Here is an 18,327-nt window from a genome sequence, read left to right on the forward strand (position 1 = left end):
CGCCGAATCTACCGGGTGCGCCTCACAAAGCGCGCCACATCCACTGCGCAGCGGGGCCATAATGCGCCACCTTGGCGGCGAGGGCCTGGGACGGGGCGCCCGCCGCGAAACCCAGCCTCCGCCAATAGTCCGCCGCGCCATCGATCGCGATCAGTTCGGCGCGGTTGAGCCCGGCTGCGATGGCATCGGCAAAGGCTGTTTCGACCAGCAGCCGGCCGATGCCCGTGCCTCGGGCTGCTTCCGAGACGGCGAGGTCGTGCAGGTACAGGGTGTCGCCCGTGGTCTCAGGGTCGAGCACGGCACCCACCGGCGGGGGGGACTCGCGCGTCCAGCCATGCGCCAGCAGATAAGCGACGAGGGCACCGTTGCGCTCGGCCGCGAGATTGAACGGCGCGGCGACGTGGAGCCGGCTGGCGAAGGCAGCTTCCGGTTCGACGAGGAAGGCGGAGTAGGCCTGCGCCTGCAACGCCAGCGCCTGGGAAAGGTGGCGGGCGTGAAGCGGGGTAAGGATCGATGCCGACATGCAGCCTGCTGTGCCACTGGCAGCGCTCAGGAGCCAGCGCGGCGCCGTTTTTGCAGCTTTTTCGGGGACCGGTAAAATGCCGTAACGATCATGCTACTAACCCGTAAAGGATCGGGAATCTATAGTTAACGACCGCTCATCCTTACCCGATAACTATAGTCCTGCACCAGATATTTCCACCATCCGCGACAGAACAACCGCACTTGTTCGGCTGACAGCAGCCAGTTGGTGCGGAGCCTGTCGTGTCTTCTGTACGTTTACTTTGTTGCGGATTCTTTTCCGTGGGCGCGTTGCTGCTCTGCGCGGCAAATGATACGCCCAGTCTCGAAGATCAGGTGCTCGACCGGATAAACCTGCTTCGGCAAAATCCTGCCGCCTATGCCGATCGTCTTCGCCAGCTGCGGCCTCATTTTCGCGGCAACACGCTGTACCTGCCGGGGCGGCCGCGGGGGCTGATCACGCGGGAGGGCGTCGATGCGGTCGAGGAGGCGATCGCGTTTCTCGAACTCCAGCCGCCACTGCCGCCGCTGAGCCGCGCGGAATTGCTGGGCCTCGCGGCGCGGGATCATGCCGTGGTGCAGGGCGCGCTCGGCACCCGCGGCCATTTCTCGCCCGACGGCGCCTCACCGGGCGATCGAGTCCAGCGCCGCGGCGGCGGGCGGCTCGTGGGGGAGGACATCTCCTATGGCTATGCCGATGCCGACGAGGTGGTGCGACAGCTGGTGATCGACGACGGCGTGCCCGATCGCGGCCACCGCGAACTGCTGTTCAACCGCGAGTTGCGCTATGCCGGCGTCGGCTGCGGCAGCCATAGCGCGTACGGCCATATGTGCGTGATCGACGTGAGCCGCACCCGCAACGGCATGTCGGTCTACGCCACGCTTGCGCAGAACGAGGCGCGGTAGGGAAGGCGCGGCTGACCGGCTGACCGGCTGACCTGCAGGCGCGGCGGTCGAGCTATGGAAAAACCATGGAAAACGCTGCCGAGCTTCGAAGCGCGGAGCCGACCGGCGCTGCAGCCATGGCCCCATTGCCGGCTATGCGGCACGCCGACGGCAACTGTGCGGCCGCACGCATTGCGCTTCGCAGAGGATATCCAGGCCCAGTCTGAAGGGTGTCAGCGCACCACCGATACGAGGTCGCCGCGTTTGACCACGCCGAACAGCCGCTGCGCGAAATGCTCCGGCACGCCGATGCAGCCATGCGTCGCCAGCCCCTCGCGCACATTGCTGCCATGGATCGCCACCCCGTCGCTGGTCAGCCACAGCGTATAAGGCATCATCGCGTCATAGGTGTTCGAACGGTGGTTCTTTTCCATTCCCCGGATCGGGAAGTTGCCGATCGGGGTCGGAGTCTCGTCCTGCCCGTAGAGGATCACGCTGGTTGCGATCTCGTCCTCGCCGCGAAACACGGAGAGGATCTGGCGCGTCAGGTCGATGCGCAGCCAGATCCTCCCCGGGGGAACGCCATGATCGTTCCAGGCGAACTCGCCGAACTGCATGTGATCCGGAACCCGCAACAGGCTCCGCACCACGCGTGTGCTGCCATCGCCCAGCCGCAGCTGCTGCTGATCCCCGTCCGAAAACCGAATGCGATCGGTATCCGCCGGCGAGATCAAGCGACCCGCCCGGCTGTCCTGCTGCACGTAGTGCGGGACGAACGCCTTGGCGGCCAAGGTGACGAGCAGCAGGGAGGCCGCGCCCAGCGAAATCCAGATTCCGAGCTTGGATCGACCGCGCATCAGGCCTTGGCTTCGCTCCGGTTCCGCCGCCGCATTTCCGCACCGACCAGCCCGAACGCAGTGACCAACATCAGCCATTCCGCCGGTTCAGGAACCGCTGGCGGCGTCGGCGTGGGTGTCGGGACGGGCGGCGGTGGCGGCGGCGTCGGGGTCGGCGTCGGCGTAGGGACCGGCGTCGGCGTCGGTGTAGGGACCGGCGTCGGCGTCGGCGTTGGCGAAGACGTCGGAGTCGGCGTTGGTGTTGGCGACGCCGTCGGCGTGGGAGTGGGCGTCGGCGTGCCGATACCGAGCGGCGGCGCACCACCGCCACCGCCACCACCTCCGCCGCTGGGCACGATCGAGTTGCCGGTGAAGCTGGCCGGTCCGGGTGCCGGGACGACATCCGCAAAGGGCGACAGCGAGTCGAAGCTCGAAGGCAACCCCGCAATGTCGATCGGCGGAGCGTCCGACGGCAGCGGCAGCGATGCCGGGATCGGTGCCTGATCGGCCGAGAGATCGAATGCCTTGGGCTGCGCGACGCCGTTCTTCGCCAGCGAGTCGGGCGTCAGCGCGTCCCGTGGGTTCTTGGCGACTCGGCTGTATTTGCGCTTGCCCTTCAGGCTGTGCGCACCGGCTTCGCGAACGCCAGGCGACCGTGCCGACAGGACCGAAAGCGCCTTTGATGCTTCTTGCACCGCAGCGGCAACCGTTGGCACCGCAATCCCGGCGGACGTCGCCGAAAGAAGCGAAATGGTTGCCGCAGAAGCACTTAGCCTGCGAACCGCCCGAGATCCAAAGCTGTCCTTCCCTGTTTTCAAGTTACTGCTCCCACCCCCTGTTGCACGCGCTTGCGAAAAGCCCCTTAACTCTTTCGCGAGAGCGGCAAATATTAACCTGTACAAACGAAGTCGCCGCCAAATAGTTCCTTTGATCATGCACGGCAACACCAAACGGCGTTTCGCACCCTCGATCTTTTCGCAGGTGTACCAAAATGAAAATCTGTTCACCAGCATAAATATGCATTTATGCAGATATGGAGCTATTTCCCCAAGAGCTGATCGACTAAGCTGTTGAGATTCCTGTAATCCGATACACGCAATGGCAGGGGTTCGCCACCCTTTGCGTTCGGGGACGCCGGGGCCAGCGCGCGTTCGAAGCCCAATTTGGCGGATTCGCGCATCCGCAGGGCGGCATGGGCGACCGGGCGGACTTCGCCGGACAGCGCGATTTCGCCGAACACCACCGCATCGGCGGGGATCGGCCGCTCCGACAGCGCCGAGACCAGCGCCGCCGCGACCGCGAGATCGGCGGCAGGATCCTGCACGCGGTAGCCGCCGGCGATGTTGAGATAGACCTCGCACGCCGAGAAGCTGAGCCCGCAGCGCGCCTCCAGCACCGCCAGCACCATCGAGAGGCGCGGCGAGTCCCATCCGACCACCGATCGCCGCGGTGTCGCGCCCGAGGCGAGTCGCACGGTCAGCGCCTGTACTTCCACCAGCACCGGCCGCGTCCCCTCCAGCGCGGGGAAAACGACGGTGCCGGTGACGTTCTCGTCGCGCTGGGTGAGGAACAGCGAGGACGGGTTGGCGACTTCGGCCAGTCCTTCCGTCTGCATCGAAAAGACGCCGATCTCGTCGGTACCGCCGAAGCGGTTCTTCACCGCGCGCAGGATGCGGTAGAGATGGCTGCGTTCGCCCTCGAAGGCGAGCACGGTGTCGACCATGTGCTCCAGCACGCGCGGGCCCGCGATCGAGCCGTCCTTGGTGACGTGGCCCACCATCACCAGCGCGGTGCCGCGTTCCTTCGCGAAGCGGATCAGCTCCTGCGCGCTGGCGCGGACCTGGCTTACGGTGCCGGGCGCGCCTTCGATCAGGTCTGAATGCATCGTCTGGATCGAATCGATGATCAGCAGGTCGGGCGGGGTGGTCATGCTCAGCGTCGTCAGGATGTCGCGCACCGAGGTGGCGGCGGCGAGCTGTACCGGTGCCTGGCCGAGCCCGAGTCGCCGCGCGCGCAGCCGCACCTGGTCGGCTGCTTCCTCGCCCGAGACATAGGCGACCGACAGCCCGCGGCTGGCGATCTTCGCCGCCGCCTGGAGCAGCAGCGTCGACTTGCCGATGCCGGGATCGCCGCCGATCAGCGTGGCCGAGCCTTCGACGAAGCCGCCGCCCAGCGCACGATCGAATTCGGCGATGCCGCTCGGCATCCGCTCCGGCAGCGCGACTTCGGCGTCAAGGCCCGAGAGCAGGATCATCCGGCCGCCCGATTGCAGGTGATGCTTGGCCTGGAACGGCGTAGCGGGGCCGGAGGCTTCCTCGACCAGCGTGTTCCATTCCGCGCAATCGGCGCACTGGCCCGCCCATTTCGAGGTCGCCGAGCCACAGGCCTGGCACACATAGCGCTTCTGGAGTTTTGCCATGGCGCCCCTGTAGCGCGACAGAAACGAAAAGGGAACGCCCGGCGCTCCCCGGTGCCCGCACGGCGCCTCTTTTCCCGATGCGCTACGCTGCTATGGAGCGGGTATGACCGGGCTCGACATCGTCACGCTTCTCATCATCGCAGGTGCCGCCATCCTCGGCTTCCTGCGCGGCTTCACCACCGAGGTTCTGGCGTTCCTCGCCTGGATCCTCGTCGTGGTGGCGGTGAAGTTCTTCCATACCGGCTTCACCGCACTGCTCGCGCCGCTGATCGGCACCGCGGGCGGGGCGGCGGTGCTCGCCTTCGCGCTGCTCGCCGGGATCAGCTATTTCGGCGGGCGGCTGATCGCCAACACGCTGGGCGGACAGATGCGCAATTCGGTGCTGGGGCCGATCGATCGTGCGCTCGGCGTTGGTTTTGGGGTGGCCAAGGGGCTGATCCTGGTCAGCATGGGCTTCCTGGTGCTGATGCTGGTGCTCGACACCTTCGAGGGCGGGCGGACGCACCGGCCGAAATGGATTACCAAGTCGGTCACCTATCCGCTGCTCGACACCACCAGCGCCGCGATCGGCGATTTCGTCGACCGCCGCCGCAAGGGCGAGCCGGTGTTCGGTGGGGACAATGCGAGCGTGGACGCATCGACGACGTCGAACGAGGACCGCCCTCGTCGCCGCAAACCTGACTGATCCTGGCCGTACCGGGGGGGATCAACGGCGCAACCCATACGAAAGGCGGGCAATTGGCGCTCGCAACTGCGGGACGGCTACCCTAGATCAAAGAGCATGAACGCCCCGCTCTACAATATGGAAATCCTGCGCCTCGCCGCTGCGATCCCGCATCACGAACGGCTGGAGCAGCCCGGCGGCACGTCCGAGAAACGCTCGCCGGTGTGCGGCAGCCGCGTGACGGTGGACATCGCCGTCGACGAAACCGGCAAGGTTGCCGAGGTGGGCATGCTGGTCCGTGCCTGCGCCCTGGGGCAGGCATCGGCGGCGCTGATGGGCGAGGCCGTCCTCGGCCGCACCCCCGCCGAGATCGCCGTCGCGCGCGACCAACTCACCGCCTGGCTTGCCCGCGAGCGCGACGTGCCGCCCGAATGGCCGGGCATGGAATTGTTCGTCCCCGCGCTGCCGCATCGCGGCCGCCATGCCTCGATCCGGCTCGCCTTCGAGGCCGCGGCAGAGGCTGCGGCGCAGGCAGCGGAGGCGCGCGTCTGATGGAGCACGGTGCGGACGGTTCGATCCTTGCCGATGCGGTGCCGATGCTCGGCTTCGCGTTGTTCTTCGTGCTGCTGTTCCGGCGGCTCGGGCTGGGTGCGACCCTGGGCTTCCTCGTCGCCGGTGCGCTGGTCGGGCCGCATGTGCTGCGGCTGGTCGGCGATGCCGAGGGCAAGATGGGCATTGCCGAGCTCGGCATCGCGCTCCTGCTGTTCCTCGTCGGGCTCGAGCTGAGCCCGTCGCGGCTGTGGCGGATGCGGCGCGACATTTTCGGGCTCGGGCTGTTGCAGGTCGCGCTGTGCGGCGTCGCGATTGCGGCGATCGTCTGGGCGGTGACGGGTTCCACGCTGGCAGCGGCATTGTCACTGGGGCTGCCGATGGGGCTTTCGTCCACCGCGCAGGTGCTGCCGCTGCTGCAATCGGCCGGGCGCCTGCGCACCCCGTTCGGCGAGCGCGCCTTTGCGATCCTGTTGTTCCAGGATCTGTCGATCGTCCCACTGATCACCATCGTCGCCGCGCTCTCGCGCAACCCGGCCGACCAGGGCGGGCCGCCGGGCTGGCTGCTCGGCCTCTACACCGTCGGCGCGATCGTCGGACTGGTGGTGGCGGGGCGCTTCCTGCTGCGCCCGCTGTTCCGGCTGATCGGCAATCTGGACGAGCGCGAGATGTTTGTATTCGCCGGCCTGCTGACGGTGATCGCCAGTGCCGCAGTGATGGAGGCGCTGGGCCTGTCCGCCGCACTCGGCGCGTTCATCGCCGGCGTGATGCTCGCGGACTCGCCCTTCCGCCACGAGATCGAGGCCGATGTCGAGCCGTTCCGCGCGATCCTGCTCGGGCTGTTCTTCGTCGCGGTGGGCATGACGCTGGACCTGCATGCCATCGCCGAGCGGCCCTTCTTCGTCGCCGGCATGGCGCTGGCGCTGATCGCCGCCAAGGCGACGCTGATCATGGGACTGGCGCTGCTGTTCGGGATGAAGTCGCGCGGCGCCTTTGCGCTCGGCGTGCTCTTGTCCCAGGGCGGTGAGTTCGGTTTCGTGCTGTTCGCCCAGGCGCAGAAGGCGCTGCTGATCGAGCCGCAGGCCGCCAGCGTGTTCAGCGCGATCGTCACCGTCTCGATGGCGACCACGCCGTTCCTGATGATGGCGACCAGGCGCCTGCGTGCCGAGCCGGTCAAGGCGGGCGCCACGCCCGACGGTCCTCGCCAGGAAGGCGCCAACGCGGTGGTCGTCGGCTATGGCCGCTTCGGCCAGACGGTGGCGCAGATGCTGATCGCGCAAGGCATCCCGGTGACGATCATCGACCGCGACGTGGAGATGATCGAAACCGCCGGAAGCTTCGGCATGAAGGTCTATTATGGTGACGGTACCCGCACCGATCTGCTGCGCCAGGCCGGTGCCGCCGAGGCCGAGCTGATCCTGTTCTGCCAGGACGGCGACTCGATGGATACCGAAGTGGTGGAGGGGGTGCATGCCGCCTTCCCGCACGCCAGCATCTTCGTGCGGGCCTATGATCGCCGCAGCGTGATAAAGCTCAAGGGTGCGCCGCTCGCCGGGGTGGTGCGCGAGGTGCTGGAGAGCGCGATCGTGATGGCTCGGCGCGCGATGGACTCGGTGGGCGTCGACGGTGCCGAGATCGACCGGACCGAAGCCGAATATCGCCGCACCGATCTGGCGCGGCTGAAAGCGCAGAAGGAAACCGGGGACCTCTATGCCGGGCGCGACGGCCTGTTCAGCCAGGCGTCGGCGGCCACGGCGGCGGTGCAGGATCGCGGCGATGGCTGATCGGGGAGCGAACGCATGAACTGGATTGCGGTACTGGCGGCGCTCTCGGGCGCGATGGCGGTGGCCGCCGGGGCCTTCGGTGCGCACGGCGCGCAGGGGCAGGCGGTCGAGTGGCTGAAGACCGGGGGCCAGTATCAGCTGGTGCACGCGGTGGCAGCGCTGGTCGCGTTGCAGCTCGGCGCGCGCGGGCCGGCGGCGTTGTTCGTCGGCGGCGGGTTCGTCTTCGCGGGTACGCTCTACCTGATGGCGCTGGGCCTGCCGCGCTGGCTGGGGGCGGTGACGCCGATCGGCGAGGCGGCGCTGATCGCCGGCTGGCTGTGGCTGGCCTGGGCCCTCGCCTCCAGGGTGACGAGATGAGCGATGTGCAAGCGCCGTGGGATGCGGCGCAGGTCCGCCTCTGGCTCGAGCGTCGCATCAAGGCCGCGCGCTCGGACCAGGATGTGGCCGATCGCTATGGCCGCGATCGCGAGGACGATTATGACAAGGCTGCCGCCGAGGAGTGGGTGTGCGAGCAGCTGCGGCTCAGCGACGCGGTGGACGACCAGGCGCGGCTGGGCGATGCGCTGAAGGCGTTGCTGGCGAAGGACGACTTCTACCGCGCGGGGGTACGCAACGACCAGCGCTTCGAGCGCGAGGTAAAGGCCTATCTCCGCAAGCTGATCAAGATGGCGAAGACGAACACGGGGTTCGGGAAAACGCTGCGGTATCAATAGGCAGCGCGCGCTGCATCGCTGCCGCCCCACGGAAAGCCGCCGGCCCCGGGGAGGCCGACGGCGCTGGAGGCCCGCGCTTTTCTCCGTGACGACGTGCACGACCTCGGCATGCCGACGCTCAGTTCAGCAGAAACTCCCGGATTTCCTCGGCGATGGCGTCCGCGTGCGTTTCCAGCGCAAAGTGGCCGGCGTCGAGAAAGCGGATGGACGCGTTGGGCAGGTCGCGGCGATACGCTTCGGCGCCTGCGGGCAGGAAGAACGGGTCGTTCTTTCCCCACACCGCGAGAAGCGGCGGCTGGTACTTGCGGAAATAGGCCTGGAAGGCGGGGTAGAGCGCGACGTTGCTGGCATAGTCGCCGAACAGGTCGAGCTGGATCTCGTCGACTTCGTCCCCGCCGATATACCAGGCGTCGAGTGCGCTGCCATCGGGGGAGAGCAGGCTGGTGTCCGGCACGCCATGCTCATATTGCCAGCGGATCGATGCGGGCGTCAGCAGTTCGCGCAGTGCCTCGCGGTTTTCGGCGCTGGGATCGCGCCAGTAGCGCTGGATCGGATTCCAGCCGGTGCTCAGGCCTTCCTCATAGGCATTGCCGTTCTGCGAGACGATCGCGGTGATGCGCTCCGGATGCGCCATGGCAAGGCGCAGGCCGACCGGCGCGCCGTAATCGAAGATGTACAATGCATAGCGATCGAGACCGATCACCTCGGTGAAGCGCCCGATCACCTTGGCCAGCGCGTCGAAGCCATAGCGGAAACAGTCGCGCGGCTTCATTTCGGTCTGGCCGAAGCCGGGTAGATCAGGGGCGACCAGGTGGAAGCGATCGGCGAGCAGCGGGATCAGGTCGCGGAACATGTGGCTCGACGAAGGAAAGCCGTGGAGCAGCAACAGCGCCGGACGGCTGGGGTCACCGGCTTCGCGGTAGAAGACGATATGGCCGTCGACATCGACGGTGCGATAGCGGATCGCGGTCATGTGGAGATCCTCGTGCAACGAACGCCGCCGGCCCTTTGCGACCGGCGGCGCGCAAGGTCAGGCCTGCGCGGCCATCGAACGGGCGACGTCGGCGGCGCTGATCCCTTCCAGCGCCAGGCCATAAGCGGTGCCCTCGTCGATCAGGCGGCGCAGCTGCGTGGTCAGCGCGATGCGGGTGTAGCGGCTGGTCAGCGGCGGCAGCGCGGCGATGCCGTCGGCGATCGCGTGCGCACGGGCGAGCAGACCGTCGGCCGGAACGATCTCGTTGACCACGCCCCAGTCCTTTGCCGTCGCCGCATCCAGCACCTGTCGGGTCAGCAGGAAATAGCGCCCGCGGACCGAGCCGATCACGTGCGGCCATACCAGGTGCATGCCGTCGCCGGGGACGATGCCGAATTCGAAATGCGGCTTGTCCTGGAACACGGTTTCCGGCGTGGCGAGGATGATGTCGGTGAGCAGCGCATATTCGCTGTGCAGCAGAACCGGGCCGTTCAGCGCGGTGATCATCGGCACTTCGATATCGAGGATGTTCGACAGGACCTTGCGGCCCTCGCGCAGGATCTTGTCATACCCCCGCGGCGTGAAGAAATCGAAGCCGTCGGGTTCGATCACGTCCATGAACGCATCGCCCGAGCCGGTGAGGATCACTACCCGATTGTCACGGTCTTCGCCGATCTGGTGGAACAGGTCGACGAACTGCTCATGGGTGTGACCGTTGAATACAAGCTTGCCGCCATTGGTATGCAACGCCACTTCCAGAACGCCATTATCCTTGCGCGTGAGGCGAGCGTTGGGGAAGGCATCACGATAGTTTTGGAATACGGACATGTGCTGTCTCCAAAGTTGATCAGTGCGAATAGACGAGGATCGTCGCTGGGGCTGGAATACGAAGACTATGTTGTTTCGATTAGGCGAAGGCGCTGTACTTCCCTCGCCCCGTTTAGATACGAGCGAGCGCCAGTCGCGATAATGCGCAAAAGTCGAAAGTCATTCTTGCAGGGCGGCGGGCCCTCGGCGGCAGATCGAATCGTGATTCTGCCGGATACGTTCAAGACTCGGCCCTCCAGAGACGAGGGACACGCGAATCCGATACGAATTTCACGCTGATCGGTGGGGGTGGACCTTACAGCCGGGTGCACGCCGTCGCCGGCGCCGGGGTATGCTCCGCAAGGGGCGGGGCGCGGGAGAAGTCGCTACTTCCCCGCGCGTCGACAACGATCCGAACAGTAGATCACATTTTCCCAGTCCCGCTCCCATTTCTTCCGCCAGGCAAAGGGGCGCTGGCAGACCGGGCAGGTCTTGGTCGGCAGGTCCCGCTTGGCGACGCCGCGCGGCATCGGATCAGTCCGCGCCGACGATCTTGGCCACGCCCGCCGCGACGGTGGGGTGGTAGCTCGCCTTCGAGGCCTCGTAGAGGCGCCGCGCGATCGGCTTGCCCCAGTCGCCCTGCGCCACCAGATCCTTGTAGATCGGGTAGATCAGCAGGCCGCGACCGACGCTGCCGACCAGCTTCTCGATGCTCGGCACGGCCGGATCATAGCGGTTGGCGATCGCCAGCTCGCCCCAGGCCGAGCGGACATAGGCGTTGTTGGATGCCGACAGACCCAGCGTCTCGTCCAGCTCCTTGAGCCGCGCCGGCGTCTGCTGGCGGTTCAGCCCGTTGAGGAAGCGCAGCCATTGCTGGGTCGCCCAGCCCTGCGGATGCACCGCCGCGACCGTCCCGCCGGCATTCACCGCGGCGAGCGCGGCATCGACCGCCTTCAGCGTTGCCGACTGGACGTGCACCGCATTGTTCGGCAGCCCGGCGGCATAGGCCCATTTGTCGAGCTGCAGGTTCGATTCGAGCCCACGATCGCCCTTCACCAGATTGGCGCGCAGGTCCGCAAGGAAGCCGGCGGTGGTCTGCGGTTGGAAGGCATGACGGTCGAAATAGCCGCGCAGATAGACGTCCCAGCGCGCGCGGCCCACGATGCGCTCGATCGTGCGCAGGAAGGTCGATCCCTTGAAGTAATCGAGCTGGCCGAAGGTCGCGCCCGGATCGCCGTGGAGCCGCGTGGTCGGCGCCTCCATCCCGCCGGCATCGGCGATGTCCTTCTGGAGACCGTCCCATTCGAGATCGGCGTCGGTCGCGGCGCGCTCCGTGCCGTACACCGCCTCCATGATGCGGTTCTCGAAATAGGTCGTGAACCCCTCGTTGAGCCACGAATCCGACCAGGTCGCGTTGGTGACGAGGTTGCCCGACCAGCTATGCGCCAGCTCGTGCGCCACCACGTCGACGTTCGAGCGGTCGCCGGTGAGGATCGTCGGCGTCAGGAAGGTGAGGGTGGGGTTCTCCATGCCGCCATAGGGGAAGCTCGGCGGCAGGACGAGCATGTCGTAGCGGCCCCAGCGATAAGGGCCGTAGAGCGCCTGCGCGGCGTCGATCATCTTCTCGACATCCGCGACTTCCTTGGCAGCGGCTGCGAGCATGCTGGGCTCGGTCCACACGCCGGCGCGCGGGCCGACCGGCTGGAAAGCGAGGTCGCCCACCGCGAACGCGATGAGGTACGGCGGCACCGGCTTGTCCATCCGGAAGCGGAACTTGTGCCAGCCCTTGCCCGCCGGCACGCCCTTGGCGCCGTCGATCCGCGTGCCGCTCGCCACCGCGACGAGATCGGCGGGGACGGTGAGCGTGGCGGACCAGGTCTGGCGGATGCCGGGGCTGTCCTGGGTGGGGATCCAACTGCGGTTGTTGATCGGCTGGCCCTGGCTGAACAGATAGGGCTTCTTCTTGCCGGCGGTGAGCGCGGGCGCGAGCCATTGCAGCGCCGAGGCGCCGGGGGCGGTTGCATAATGGAGCACGATCTTGCGCGCGCTGTTCAGCTGCACCGTCAGCGGCGCGCCGAGATCGGGCTTGGCCGCGCCGACCGTGAAGGGCAGCGGCTTGCCGGCGGCGTCGGTCACCTTGGCGATCACCAGCCCGTCGTCGTCTAGCACGATCTCGGTCGCGCCGGGCGCTGCCAGGATATCGAGCGTCGCGGTGCCGCTGAGCGTCTTGGCCGCGAAATCGGCGCGGAGGTCCAGCGCGACATGGGTGACGCGGGCGACTTCCGGGCGCGCATGGGTCCACACGTCCTTCGCCTCGGGCGTCGTCAGGATCGGCGCTGGGGCGGTCTGCTGGGCGAGGGCGGGGGAGACGAGCATGGTCGAAGCGGCGAGAGCCGGGGCTAGAATGCGCATGCCATGGAGCTAGGCCCTGGCGCTGGACGGGGCAAGGGACTTGCCATGGATCAAGCACTTGGCGCCGGACCCTCTGCGGGCCCGTAACGTTGATGCGGAACGATTTTGTGGGAGTATGCATGGCACTGCTGGTGGCGGAACGACCTGTGGCGGCGGATATGGGGGCGGCGCTCCACGAACTGATCGCCTTCCTCAAGGCGCGCGCCTACCGCTTCATCACCCCCACGCCTGCCACCCACGCACGGGTGCTCGCCCGGTCGGACCGGCAGCGCGCTGCCGACCTGCGCGATGTCTTCGGCTGGAGCCTGCCCTTCGCACGCGATCTGCTCGACGCGCCGCTGCTGGAGACGCTGGAAGCGGCCGGGCTGATCGAGGTGACGGGCGATCTTCTGCGCAGCAAGGTCCGCGTGTCGACGCTCGGGCCCGATCTGCTGGTGCATTCCGCCTATCCGACCGACGATACCCATGCGGTGTTCTTCGGGCCGGACAGCTATCGCTTCGCGCGCTTCATCGCGGAAGAGCTCCGCCGCTGCCCGGAGCGCGAGGGGGCCACGCTGGTCGATATCGGTACCGGCGCCGGGGCAGGAGCGATCGCCGCCGCGCATTGCTGCCCGAAGGTCGACATCGTGATGACCGACATCAACCCGGCGGCGCTGCGGCTGGCGCGGGTGAATGCGCAGGCGGCCGGCGTTGCGGCGCGCTTCGTGGAGGGCGACGATCTGTCGGGCATCTCGGGCGAACTCGACCTGGTGCTCGCCAACCCGCCCTATATCATCGATCCCGCCGGCCGTGCCTATCGTGACGGTGGTGACCTTCACGGTGCCGGGGTGGCGCTGGCGATGGCCTGCGAGGCGGTGCCGCGGCTCGCGGCGGGCGGGCGGTTCCTGCTCTACACCGGCAGCGCGATCGTGCGCGGAGCGGATGCGCTGCACGATCGGCTGGTGCAACTCGCCGCGGCAGAAGGCTGCCGGCTGCGCTACGAGGAGATCGACCCCGACGTGTTCGGCGAGGAGCTGGAGACGGCGGCCTATGCGGATGTCGAACGCATCGCGCTGATGACCGCGGTGATTGAGCGGCTGAACAATTAAAATGAAAAGCCCCTCCTCCTTGGAGGAGGGGTTGGGGGTGGAGGGGTTCCAGAACAGAAGTTGGTCTCGGTGAGACACAGCCCCACCCCAACCCCTCCCCTGAAGGGGAGGGGCTTAGATGGGCTTCAGCGCTGCGAATCCAAAAATGCCGCGACCCTGGCCAGGTCCACCGTCTTGTCCAAGTACGTTTGCCCGATGCCGCGGGCGAGCAGGAAGGGCAGAGTGCTGCCCTCCATCTTCTTGTCGTGGAGCATGTGGCCGACCAGCGTCGCGCCGTCTGCGGTCACGCCTGCCGCCGCCAGCCCATCGGGCAGCCCCACCGACCGCAGGTGCGCCGCCACCCGCGCGGCATCCTCCGCCGGGCACAGGCCCTGCTGCGCCGAGAAGGCGAATGCCAGCGCCGTACCCGCCGCGACCGCCTCGCCGTGTAGCAGCTTGTCGGAGAACCCCGTCTCCGCCTCCAGCGCATGGCCGAAGGTGTGCCCAAGGTTGAGCAGAGCCCGCGTGCCGGTCGTCTCGCGTTCGTCCGCCGCGACGATCCGCGCCTTGGCGGCCACCGAATGGCCGATCGCATGCGCCCGCGCCGCCGGATCGCCCGCGAACAGCGCGGCGGCGTTCGCCTCGCACCAGGCGAAGAAGCCAGCATCGTCGATCAACCCGTATTTCGCGACTTCGGCATAGCCCGCGCGCAGTTCGCGCTGGGGCAGGCTATCGAGCACCTGCGGGTCGATCAGCACGATCGAGGGCTGATGGAACGCGCCGACCAGGTTCTTGCCCGCCCGGGAATTGATCGCGGTCTTGCCGCCCACCGAGCTGTCGACCTGCGCGAGCAGCGTGGTGGGGATCTGGACGAAGTTGCAGCCGCGCTTGAGGATGCTCGTCGCGAAGCCGACCAGGTCCCCGATCACGCCGCCGCCCAGCGCGATCACCTGATCGCTGCGGACGACGCCCTGTTCGAGCAGCCAGTCGGTCACCGCTTCGAGCTGCGCCCAGCTCTTGGTGCTCTCGCCCGCGGGGAGCGTCAGCACCGGCGCGGTCACCCCCGCTGCGGCGAGGCTGGCGACCAGTGTCTCGCAATGTGCGGCGAGATGCTCGTCGGTGATGATCGGCATCGGCCGGCCGCGCGACAGCGGCGCAAGCACTTCACCCGCACGCGCGAGCAAGCCGGGTTCGATGCGCACGTCATAGCTGCGTGCGCCCAGGGCGACGGGGATGGTGGTCACTTGCGCAGGGCCTTCAGGATCGCTTCGACGGTGGTTTCGTGCGGTGCGGCTACGCTGGAGACGCGGATCTGCGCAAGCGCGTAAAACGGGTTTCGCGTCTTGGCGAGCTCGGTCAACGTCGCCAGCGGGTCCTTGCCGCGGAGCAGCGGGCGCGTATCCCGCCGCCGCACGCGGTCCGCCAGCACCGAAGGCTCGGCATCCAGCCAGATCGAAATCGCCTGGTCGAGGATCAGCGCCCGCGTCTCGTCGTTGATGAACGCGCCGCCGCCGGTGGCGATTACCTTGGGCGTGCCGTCGACCAGCCGGGCGATCACCCGCCGTTCGCCGTCGCGGAAATGCGGTTCGCCGAATTTCGCGAAGATGTCGGAGACCGACATGCCCGCCGCCGATTCGATTTCCGCATCGGCATCGACGAAGGGAAGCCGCAGGCGCTGGGCGAGGCGGCGCCCTACCGTGGTTTTGCCGGCACCCATCAGCCCCACCAATACGATGGGCTTGCCGGTCCAGCTGTTCAGTTGCGCATGCGTTTGTAACATCGTGCGAAGGGCTATACAGCGAGGGACCGTCTCGGGCAAAAGGCCCGTATCGCTCAAGGATTGGACTGTTTTTCATGCCGCGTATGCTTGTCGTGTTGCTCGTGATTCTGGTGGTTCTGGTGGGCGGCATGTTCGCGCTGGCCGGCCGCAATACCGTCAAGGAGCCGGTGCGCATGGAGAAGGCAGTCGCGCTTGAAAACCTCGCCAACTAGGGCGTCGCGCCTCGCGATCGCCGCGGCCCTGCTCGCGGCGATCGGGGTCCCGGCGTTCAGCCAGCAGCAGAAGGCCCCCGAATCGCTGTTGCCGCCCGGCTTTGACCAGCCGGCGCCGCGACCGCAGCCTTCGGCGCGCCCGAGCCCGAGCCCCACGTCCAGCGCAGCGCCGGCAGCGGTCCCGTCGCCGAGCGGTGACGTGGCGCCCGTCGGCGGCGACATGGGGCCCGATGCCTTCGACGTCGAGGAGAGCAACGCCAGCGTGGCGGTCGCACCGGCGATCGATCTCTCGCAATATGACCTGCCCAAGGGCGTGCGTCGGCCGCTCAACCGCATCGGCATCCTGGCCGCGGGCAATGCGCCGTTCCCGGGCGATGCGTTCGGCGACGTGGCGGGCGCCACCCAGGTGACGCTGATGCGGCGGCTCGATGCGCCGGTCGCCTCGCGCTGGGTGTCGATCGCGCTGCGCCGCGCGCTGATGTCGCCGCTCGACACGCCGCGCGGGATCGACGGCGCCGACTATGCCGCCGAGCGTGCCTGGCTGCTACTCCGCATGGGCGAGGCGACGGCTGCGCGCGGCCTCGTCAGCTATGTCGATATCGACGACTATACCAATGCGCTCGACCGCGTCGCCATGCAGGTCGCGCTGGCGACCGGCGATCCGGCCGCGGTCTGCCCGATCGTCGACGATGCGGCGTCCAACATCCCCGATCGTGGTTGGGCGCTGGCCCAGGCGATCTGCGCGGGGCTTGCCGGCAAGCCGAGCGAGGCCGACCAGCGGCTTGACGCCGCGAGCAAGGGCAAACCGCGCAACGACCTCGACACGCTGCTCGCCACCAAGGTGGTGGGGATGGGTGCCGATTCGCGGCGTGCGGTGACGATCGACTGGGTCGGTGTGCCCGCGCTCTCCGCCTGGCGCTTCGGCATGGCGACCGCGGCGGGGGTGGATATCCCCGACAATCTGTTCGCCACGGTGGGGCCGGAGTTCCGCTACTGGCAGGCGCTGTCGCCCGCGGTGTCGCCGGTGAACCGCGCCGGGGCGGCCGAGCTGGCAGCGGCGGCGGGCGTGCTCTCCAATGCCGCGCTGGTCGATCTCTATGCCGAGCTCGACCAGGCGAACGACGTGCCCGATCCGCTGCAGAAGACGGTGCGCGACCTGCGCGCCGCCTATACCGGCTCGGCCGCCGAGCGGCTGCAGGCGATGAAGAGCCTGTGGGACGCCGCCGAAAGCCCGCGGTTGCGCTATGCCCGGCTGGTGCTGACCGCCAAGGCGGCCGCCTGGATCCCGGCGAACAAGAACGCCGCCGAGCCCGACCGGCTGATCGCGGCGATGCTCTCCGCGGGCTATGATTCGGCGGCGCTGCAGTGGCGCGGCGTGGTCGCGCCGGGCAGCGAGGGCTGGGCGCTGCTCGCGCTCGCCGACGCGGGCGGGCCGATCGGCTACAGCGATTTCGAGCGCTATGTCGGCGCCGCGAGCCCGCGCAAGGCGGCGATGCTGCTCGCCGGGCTCGCGGGGCTCGGGCGTCTGTCGCCCAGCGATGCGCAGCGCGGGGCGGAGGCGACCAAGGTCGGCATCGGCGGAGTCAACGCCTGGACCCAGGCGATCGACCGCGCAGGTGCCGCCAACCAGCCCGGCATGGTCGCCTTGCTCGCCGGGGTCGGCATGCAGTCGCCGCGCTGGGACCAGGTGACCCCCGAGGCGCTCTACCACATCGTCGCGGCGATGCGGGCGGCGGGGATGGCCAATTATGCCCGGATGATCGCCGTGGAGGCGGTCACGCGCGCCGAGTGAGCGCCGATCGCGACCTGATCGAGCGCTTCCTCGAAATGCTGCGTGCGGAGACCGGCGCTGCGGCGAACACGATCGCGGCGTACGGCACGGATCTCCGCCTCGCCTCCGAGGCACTAGGCGGTGACTTGTCCGGAGCGGGGCGCGCGGAGATCGAACGGCTCGCCGGTGGCTGGGCCGAGCTCGCCCGCGCGACGGTGGCGCGCAAGTCCTCGGCACTGCGCCGTTTCTTCGCCTTCCTGGCGGAGGAGGGGCATCGCGCCGACGACCCCGGCAATGCCTTGCCGCGCCCCGGCGCCGCGCGGCGGCTGCCCAAGGTCCTCAGCACCGGCGATGTCGACGCGATGTTCGCCGCGATCGCCGAGCGCCAGGCGCGGGTGCCGCCCGATCCGCTCGACCTGCGGCTCGCCGCGCTGATCGAGCTGCTCTATGGCTCGGGCCTGCGCGCGACCGAGCTGGTCTCGCTGCCGCGGAACGCGATCCACCCGGATCGCCCCTTCCTGATCCTCAAGGGCAAGGGCGGGCGCGAGCGGCTGGTGCCGATCTCCGACCGCGCCCGCGCCGCCGTGGCGCTGTGGCGGGGGCAGGTGCGGCCGGATAGCCCCTGGCTGTTCCCCTCGGGCAAGAAGCACCTGACGCGCGTGCGGCTCTACCAGATCGTCCGCGCGCTGGCGGCGATGGCGGGCATCCCGCCCGAGCGCGCGAGCCCGCACGTCCTCCGCCACGCCTTCGCCACGCATCTGCTCGAGGGCGGGGCGGACCTGCGCGCGCTGCAGGCGATGCTCGGCCATGCCGATATCGCCACGACCGAAATCTACACCCATGTCGACAGCCGCCGGCTGGTCGAACTGGTCAATGCGCGACACCCGCTGGGCGAGGCGCTCGTTGACGCGAAGCGCGGCGCCCGGTAGCGCG

20 protein-coding genes are annotated in these 18,327 nt (G+C 68.2%); 10 read left to right on the forward strand and 10 right to left on the reverse strand.

Annotation, left to right across the window (positions count from 1 at the left end; genetic code table 11):
- Positions 1–22 precede the first annotated feature (22 nt).
- Positions 23–523, reverse strand: a complete 501-nt coding sequence (locus ABIC35_RS16810) for a GNAT family N-acetyltransferase (RefSeq protein WP_121076382.1) — start codon at positions 521–523, stop codon at positions 23–25.
- 281 nt (positions 524–804) lie between these two features.
- On the opposite strand from ABIC35_RS16810, the gene ABIC35_RS16815 reads away from it, so the two are divergent.
- The gene (locus ABIC35_RS16815; RefSeq protein ID WP_354278525.1) at positions 805–1,428 is read left to right on the forward strand and encodes a CAP domain-containing protein; all 624 of its coding nucleotides are present in this window, start codon (positions 805–807) and stop codon (positions 1,426–1,428) included.
- A 212-nt stretch (positions 1,429–1,640) separates the two neighbouring features.
- Here ABIC35_RS16815 and ABIC35_RS16820 read toward each other — a convergent pair whose 3' ends face one another.
- From ABIC35_RS16820 to radA, 3 genes are all read right to left on the reverse strand, one after another.
- A complete protein-coding gene (locus tag ABIC35_RS16820) occupies positions 1,641–2,264 on the reverse strand; it encodes a L,D-transpeptidase (protein WP_121076385.1) in 624 nt (207 codons plus the stop codon).
- Positions 2,264–2,938: a hypothetical protein gene (locus ABIC35_RS16825; RefSeq protein WP_121076388.1), complete on the reverse strand. Its 675-nt coding sequence runs from the start codon at positions 2,936–2,938 to the stop codon at positions 2,264–2,266. Before ABIC35_RS16825 ends, ABIC35_RS16820 begins: the two co-directional genes overlap by 1 nt.
- A gap of 344 nt (positions 2,939–3,282) precedes the next feature.
- Complete coding sequence (gene radA / locus ABIC35_RS16830; RefSeq protein WP_121076391.1) at positions 3,283–4,662, reverse strand: DNA repair protein RadA; 1,380 nt, start codon at positions 4,660–4,662, stop codon at positions 3,283–3,285.
- 103 nt (positions 4,663–4,765) lie between these two features.
- Here radA and ABIC35_RS16835 point away from each other — a divergent pair, with 103 nt between their 5' ends.
- From ABIC35_RS16835 to ABIC35_RS16855, 5 genes are all read left to right on the forward strand, one after another.
- Entirely contained in the window at positions 4,766–5,347 is a 582-nt protein-coding gene (locus tag ABIC35_RS16835) for a CvpA family protein (RefSeq protein WP_121076394.1), read from the forward strand.
- Positions 5,348–5,443: 96 nt separating this feature from the next.
- A complete protein-coding gene (locus ABIC35_RS16840) occupies positions 5,444–5,878 on the forward strand; it encodes an iron-sulfur cluster assembly scaffold protein (RefSeq protein ID WP_121076396.1) in 435 nt (144 codons plus the stop codon).
- A complete protein-coding gene (locus ABIC35_RS16845; RefSeq protein ID WP_121076399.1) occupies positions 5,878–7,659 on the forward strand; it encodes a cation:proton antiporter domain-containing protein in 1,782 nt (593 codons plus the stop codon). The genes ABIC35_RS16840 and ABIC35_RS16845 overlap by 1 nt, the downstream gene beginning before the upstream one ends.
- A gap of 15 nt (positions 7,660–7,674) precedes the next feature.
- On the forward strand, positions 7,675–8,016 hold the full coding sequence (locus ABIC35_RS16850) for a DUF423 domain-containing protein (protein WP_121076402.1): 342 nt from the start codon (positions 7,675–7,677) through the stop codon (positions 8,014–8,016).
- Positions 8,013–8,372 carry a hypothetical protein gene (locus tag ABIC35_RS16855; protein ID WP_121076405.1) on the forward strand — a complete coding sequence of 120 codons (360 nt, stop codon included), beginning with the start codon at positions 8,013–8,015 and terminating at the stop codon, positions 8,370–8,372. Before ABIC35_RS16850 ends, ABIC35_RS16855 begins: the two co-directional genes overlap by 4 nt.
- A 118-nt stretch (positions 8,373–8,490) precedes the next feature.
- On the opposite strand, the gene ABIC35_RS16860 is transcribed toward ABIC35_RS16855, so the two are convergent.
- The 4 genes from ABIC35_RS16860 to ABIC35_RS16875 form a co-directional block, all read right to left on the reverse strand.
- On the reverse strand, positions 8,491–9,345 hold the full coding sequence (locus ABIC35_RS16860; RefSeq protein WP_121076408.1) for an alpha/beta fold hydrolase: 855 nt from the start codon (positions 9,343–9,345) through the stop codon (positions 8,491–8,493).
- Positions 9,346–9,402: 57 nt separating this feature from the next.
- Complete coding sequence (locus tag ABIC35_RS16865) at positions 9,403–10,173, reverse strand: enoyl-CoA hydratase/isomerase family protein (protein ID WP_121076411.1); 771 nt, start codon at positions 10,171–10,173, stop codon at positions 9,403–9,405.
- 365 nt (positions 10,174–10,538) lie between these two features.
- The gene (locus ABIC35_RS16870; RefSeq protein WP_121076415.1) at positions 10,539–10,682 is read right to left on the reverse strand and encodes a DUF2256 domain-containing protein; all 144 of its coding nucleotides are present in this window, start codon (positions 10,680–10,682) and stop codon (positions 10,539–10,541) included.
- Between the two features lie 4 nt (positions 10,683–10,686).
- Entirely contained in the window at positions 10,687–12,564 is a 1,878-nt protein-coding gene (locus ABIC35_RS16875) for a M1 family metallopeptidase (protein ID WP_121076418.1), read from the reverse strand.
- 119 nt (positions 12,565–12,683) lie between these two features.
- Here ABIC35_RS16875 and ABIC35_RS16880 point away from each other — a divergent pair, with 119 nt between their 5' ends.
- A complete protein-coding gene (locus ABIC35_RS16880; RefSeq protein ID WP_121076421.1) occupies positions 12,684–13,652 on the forward strand; it encodes a methyltransferase in 969 nt (322 codons plus the stop codon).
- A 125-nt stretch (positions 13,653–13,777) separates the two neighbouring features.
- On the opposite strand, the gene aroB is transcribed toward ABIC35_RS16880, so the two are convergent.
- Complete coding sequence (gene aroB / locus ABIC35_RS16885) at positions 13,778–14,875, reverse strand: 3-dehydroquinate synthase (RefSeq protein ID WP_121076424.1); 1,098 nt, start codon at positions 14,873–14,875, stop codon at positions 13,778–13,780.
- Positions 14,872–15,411 (reverse strand): shikimate kinase, encoded by a 540-nt coding sequence (locus ABIC35_RS16890; protein ID WP_121076426.1) that lies wholly within the window; start codon positions 15,409–15,411, stop codon positions 14,872–14,874. Before ABIC35_RS16890 ends, aroB begins: the two co-directional genes overlap by 4 nt.
- A gap of 74 nt (positions 15,412–15,485) precedes the next feature.
- Between ABIC35_RS16890 and ABIC35_RS16895 the strand changes: the two genes are divergently transcribed.
- From ABIC35_RS16895 to ABIC35_RS16905, 3 genes are read left to right on the forward strand one after another with little or no spacing between them, the layout of a single operon-like run.
- Positions 15,486–15,623 carry a hypothetical protein gene (locus tag ABIC35_RS16895; protein WP_164521922.1) on the forward strand — a complete coding sequence of 46 codons (138 nt, stop codon included), beginning with the start codon at positions 15,486–15,488 and terminating at the stop codon, positions 15,621–15,623.
- A complete protein-coding gene (locus ABIC35_RS16900; RefSeq protein WP_354278526.1) occupies positions 15,604–17,415 on the forward strand; it encodes a hypothetical protein in 1,812 nt (603 codons plus the stop codon). Before ABIC35_RS16895 ends, ABIC35_RS16900 begins: the two co-directional genes overlap by 20 nt.
- On the forward strand, positions 17,412–18,323 hold the full coding sequence (locus tag ABIC35_RS16905) for a tyrosine-type recombinase/integrase (protein ID WP_121076429.1): 912 nt from the start codon (positions 17,412–17,414) through the stop codon (positions 18,321–18,323). Before ABIC35_RS16900 ends, ABIC35_RS16905 begins: the two co-directional genes overlap by 4 nt.
- Positions 18,324–18,327 lie beyond the last annotated feature (4 nt).

It is taken from the genome of Sphingomonas trueperi, from assembly GCF_040545965.1.
Lineage (GTDB): Bacteria > Pseudomonadota > Alphaproteobacteria > Sphingomonadales > Sphingomonadaceae > Sphingomonas > Sphingomonas trueperi_C.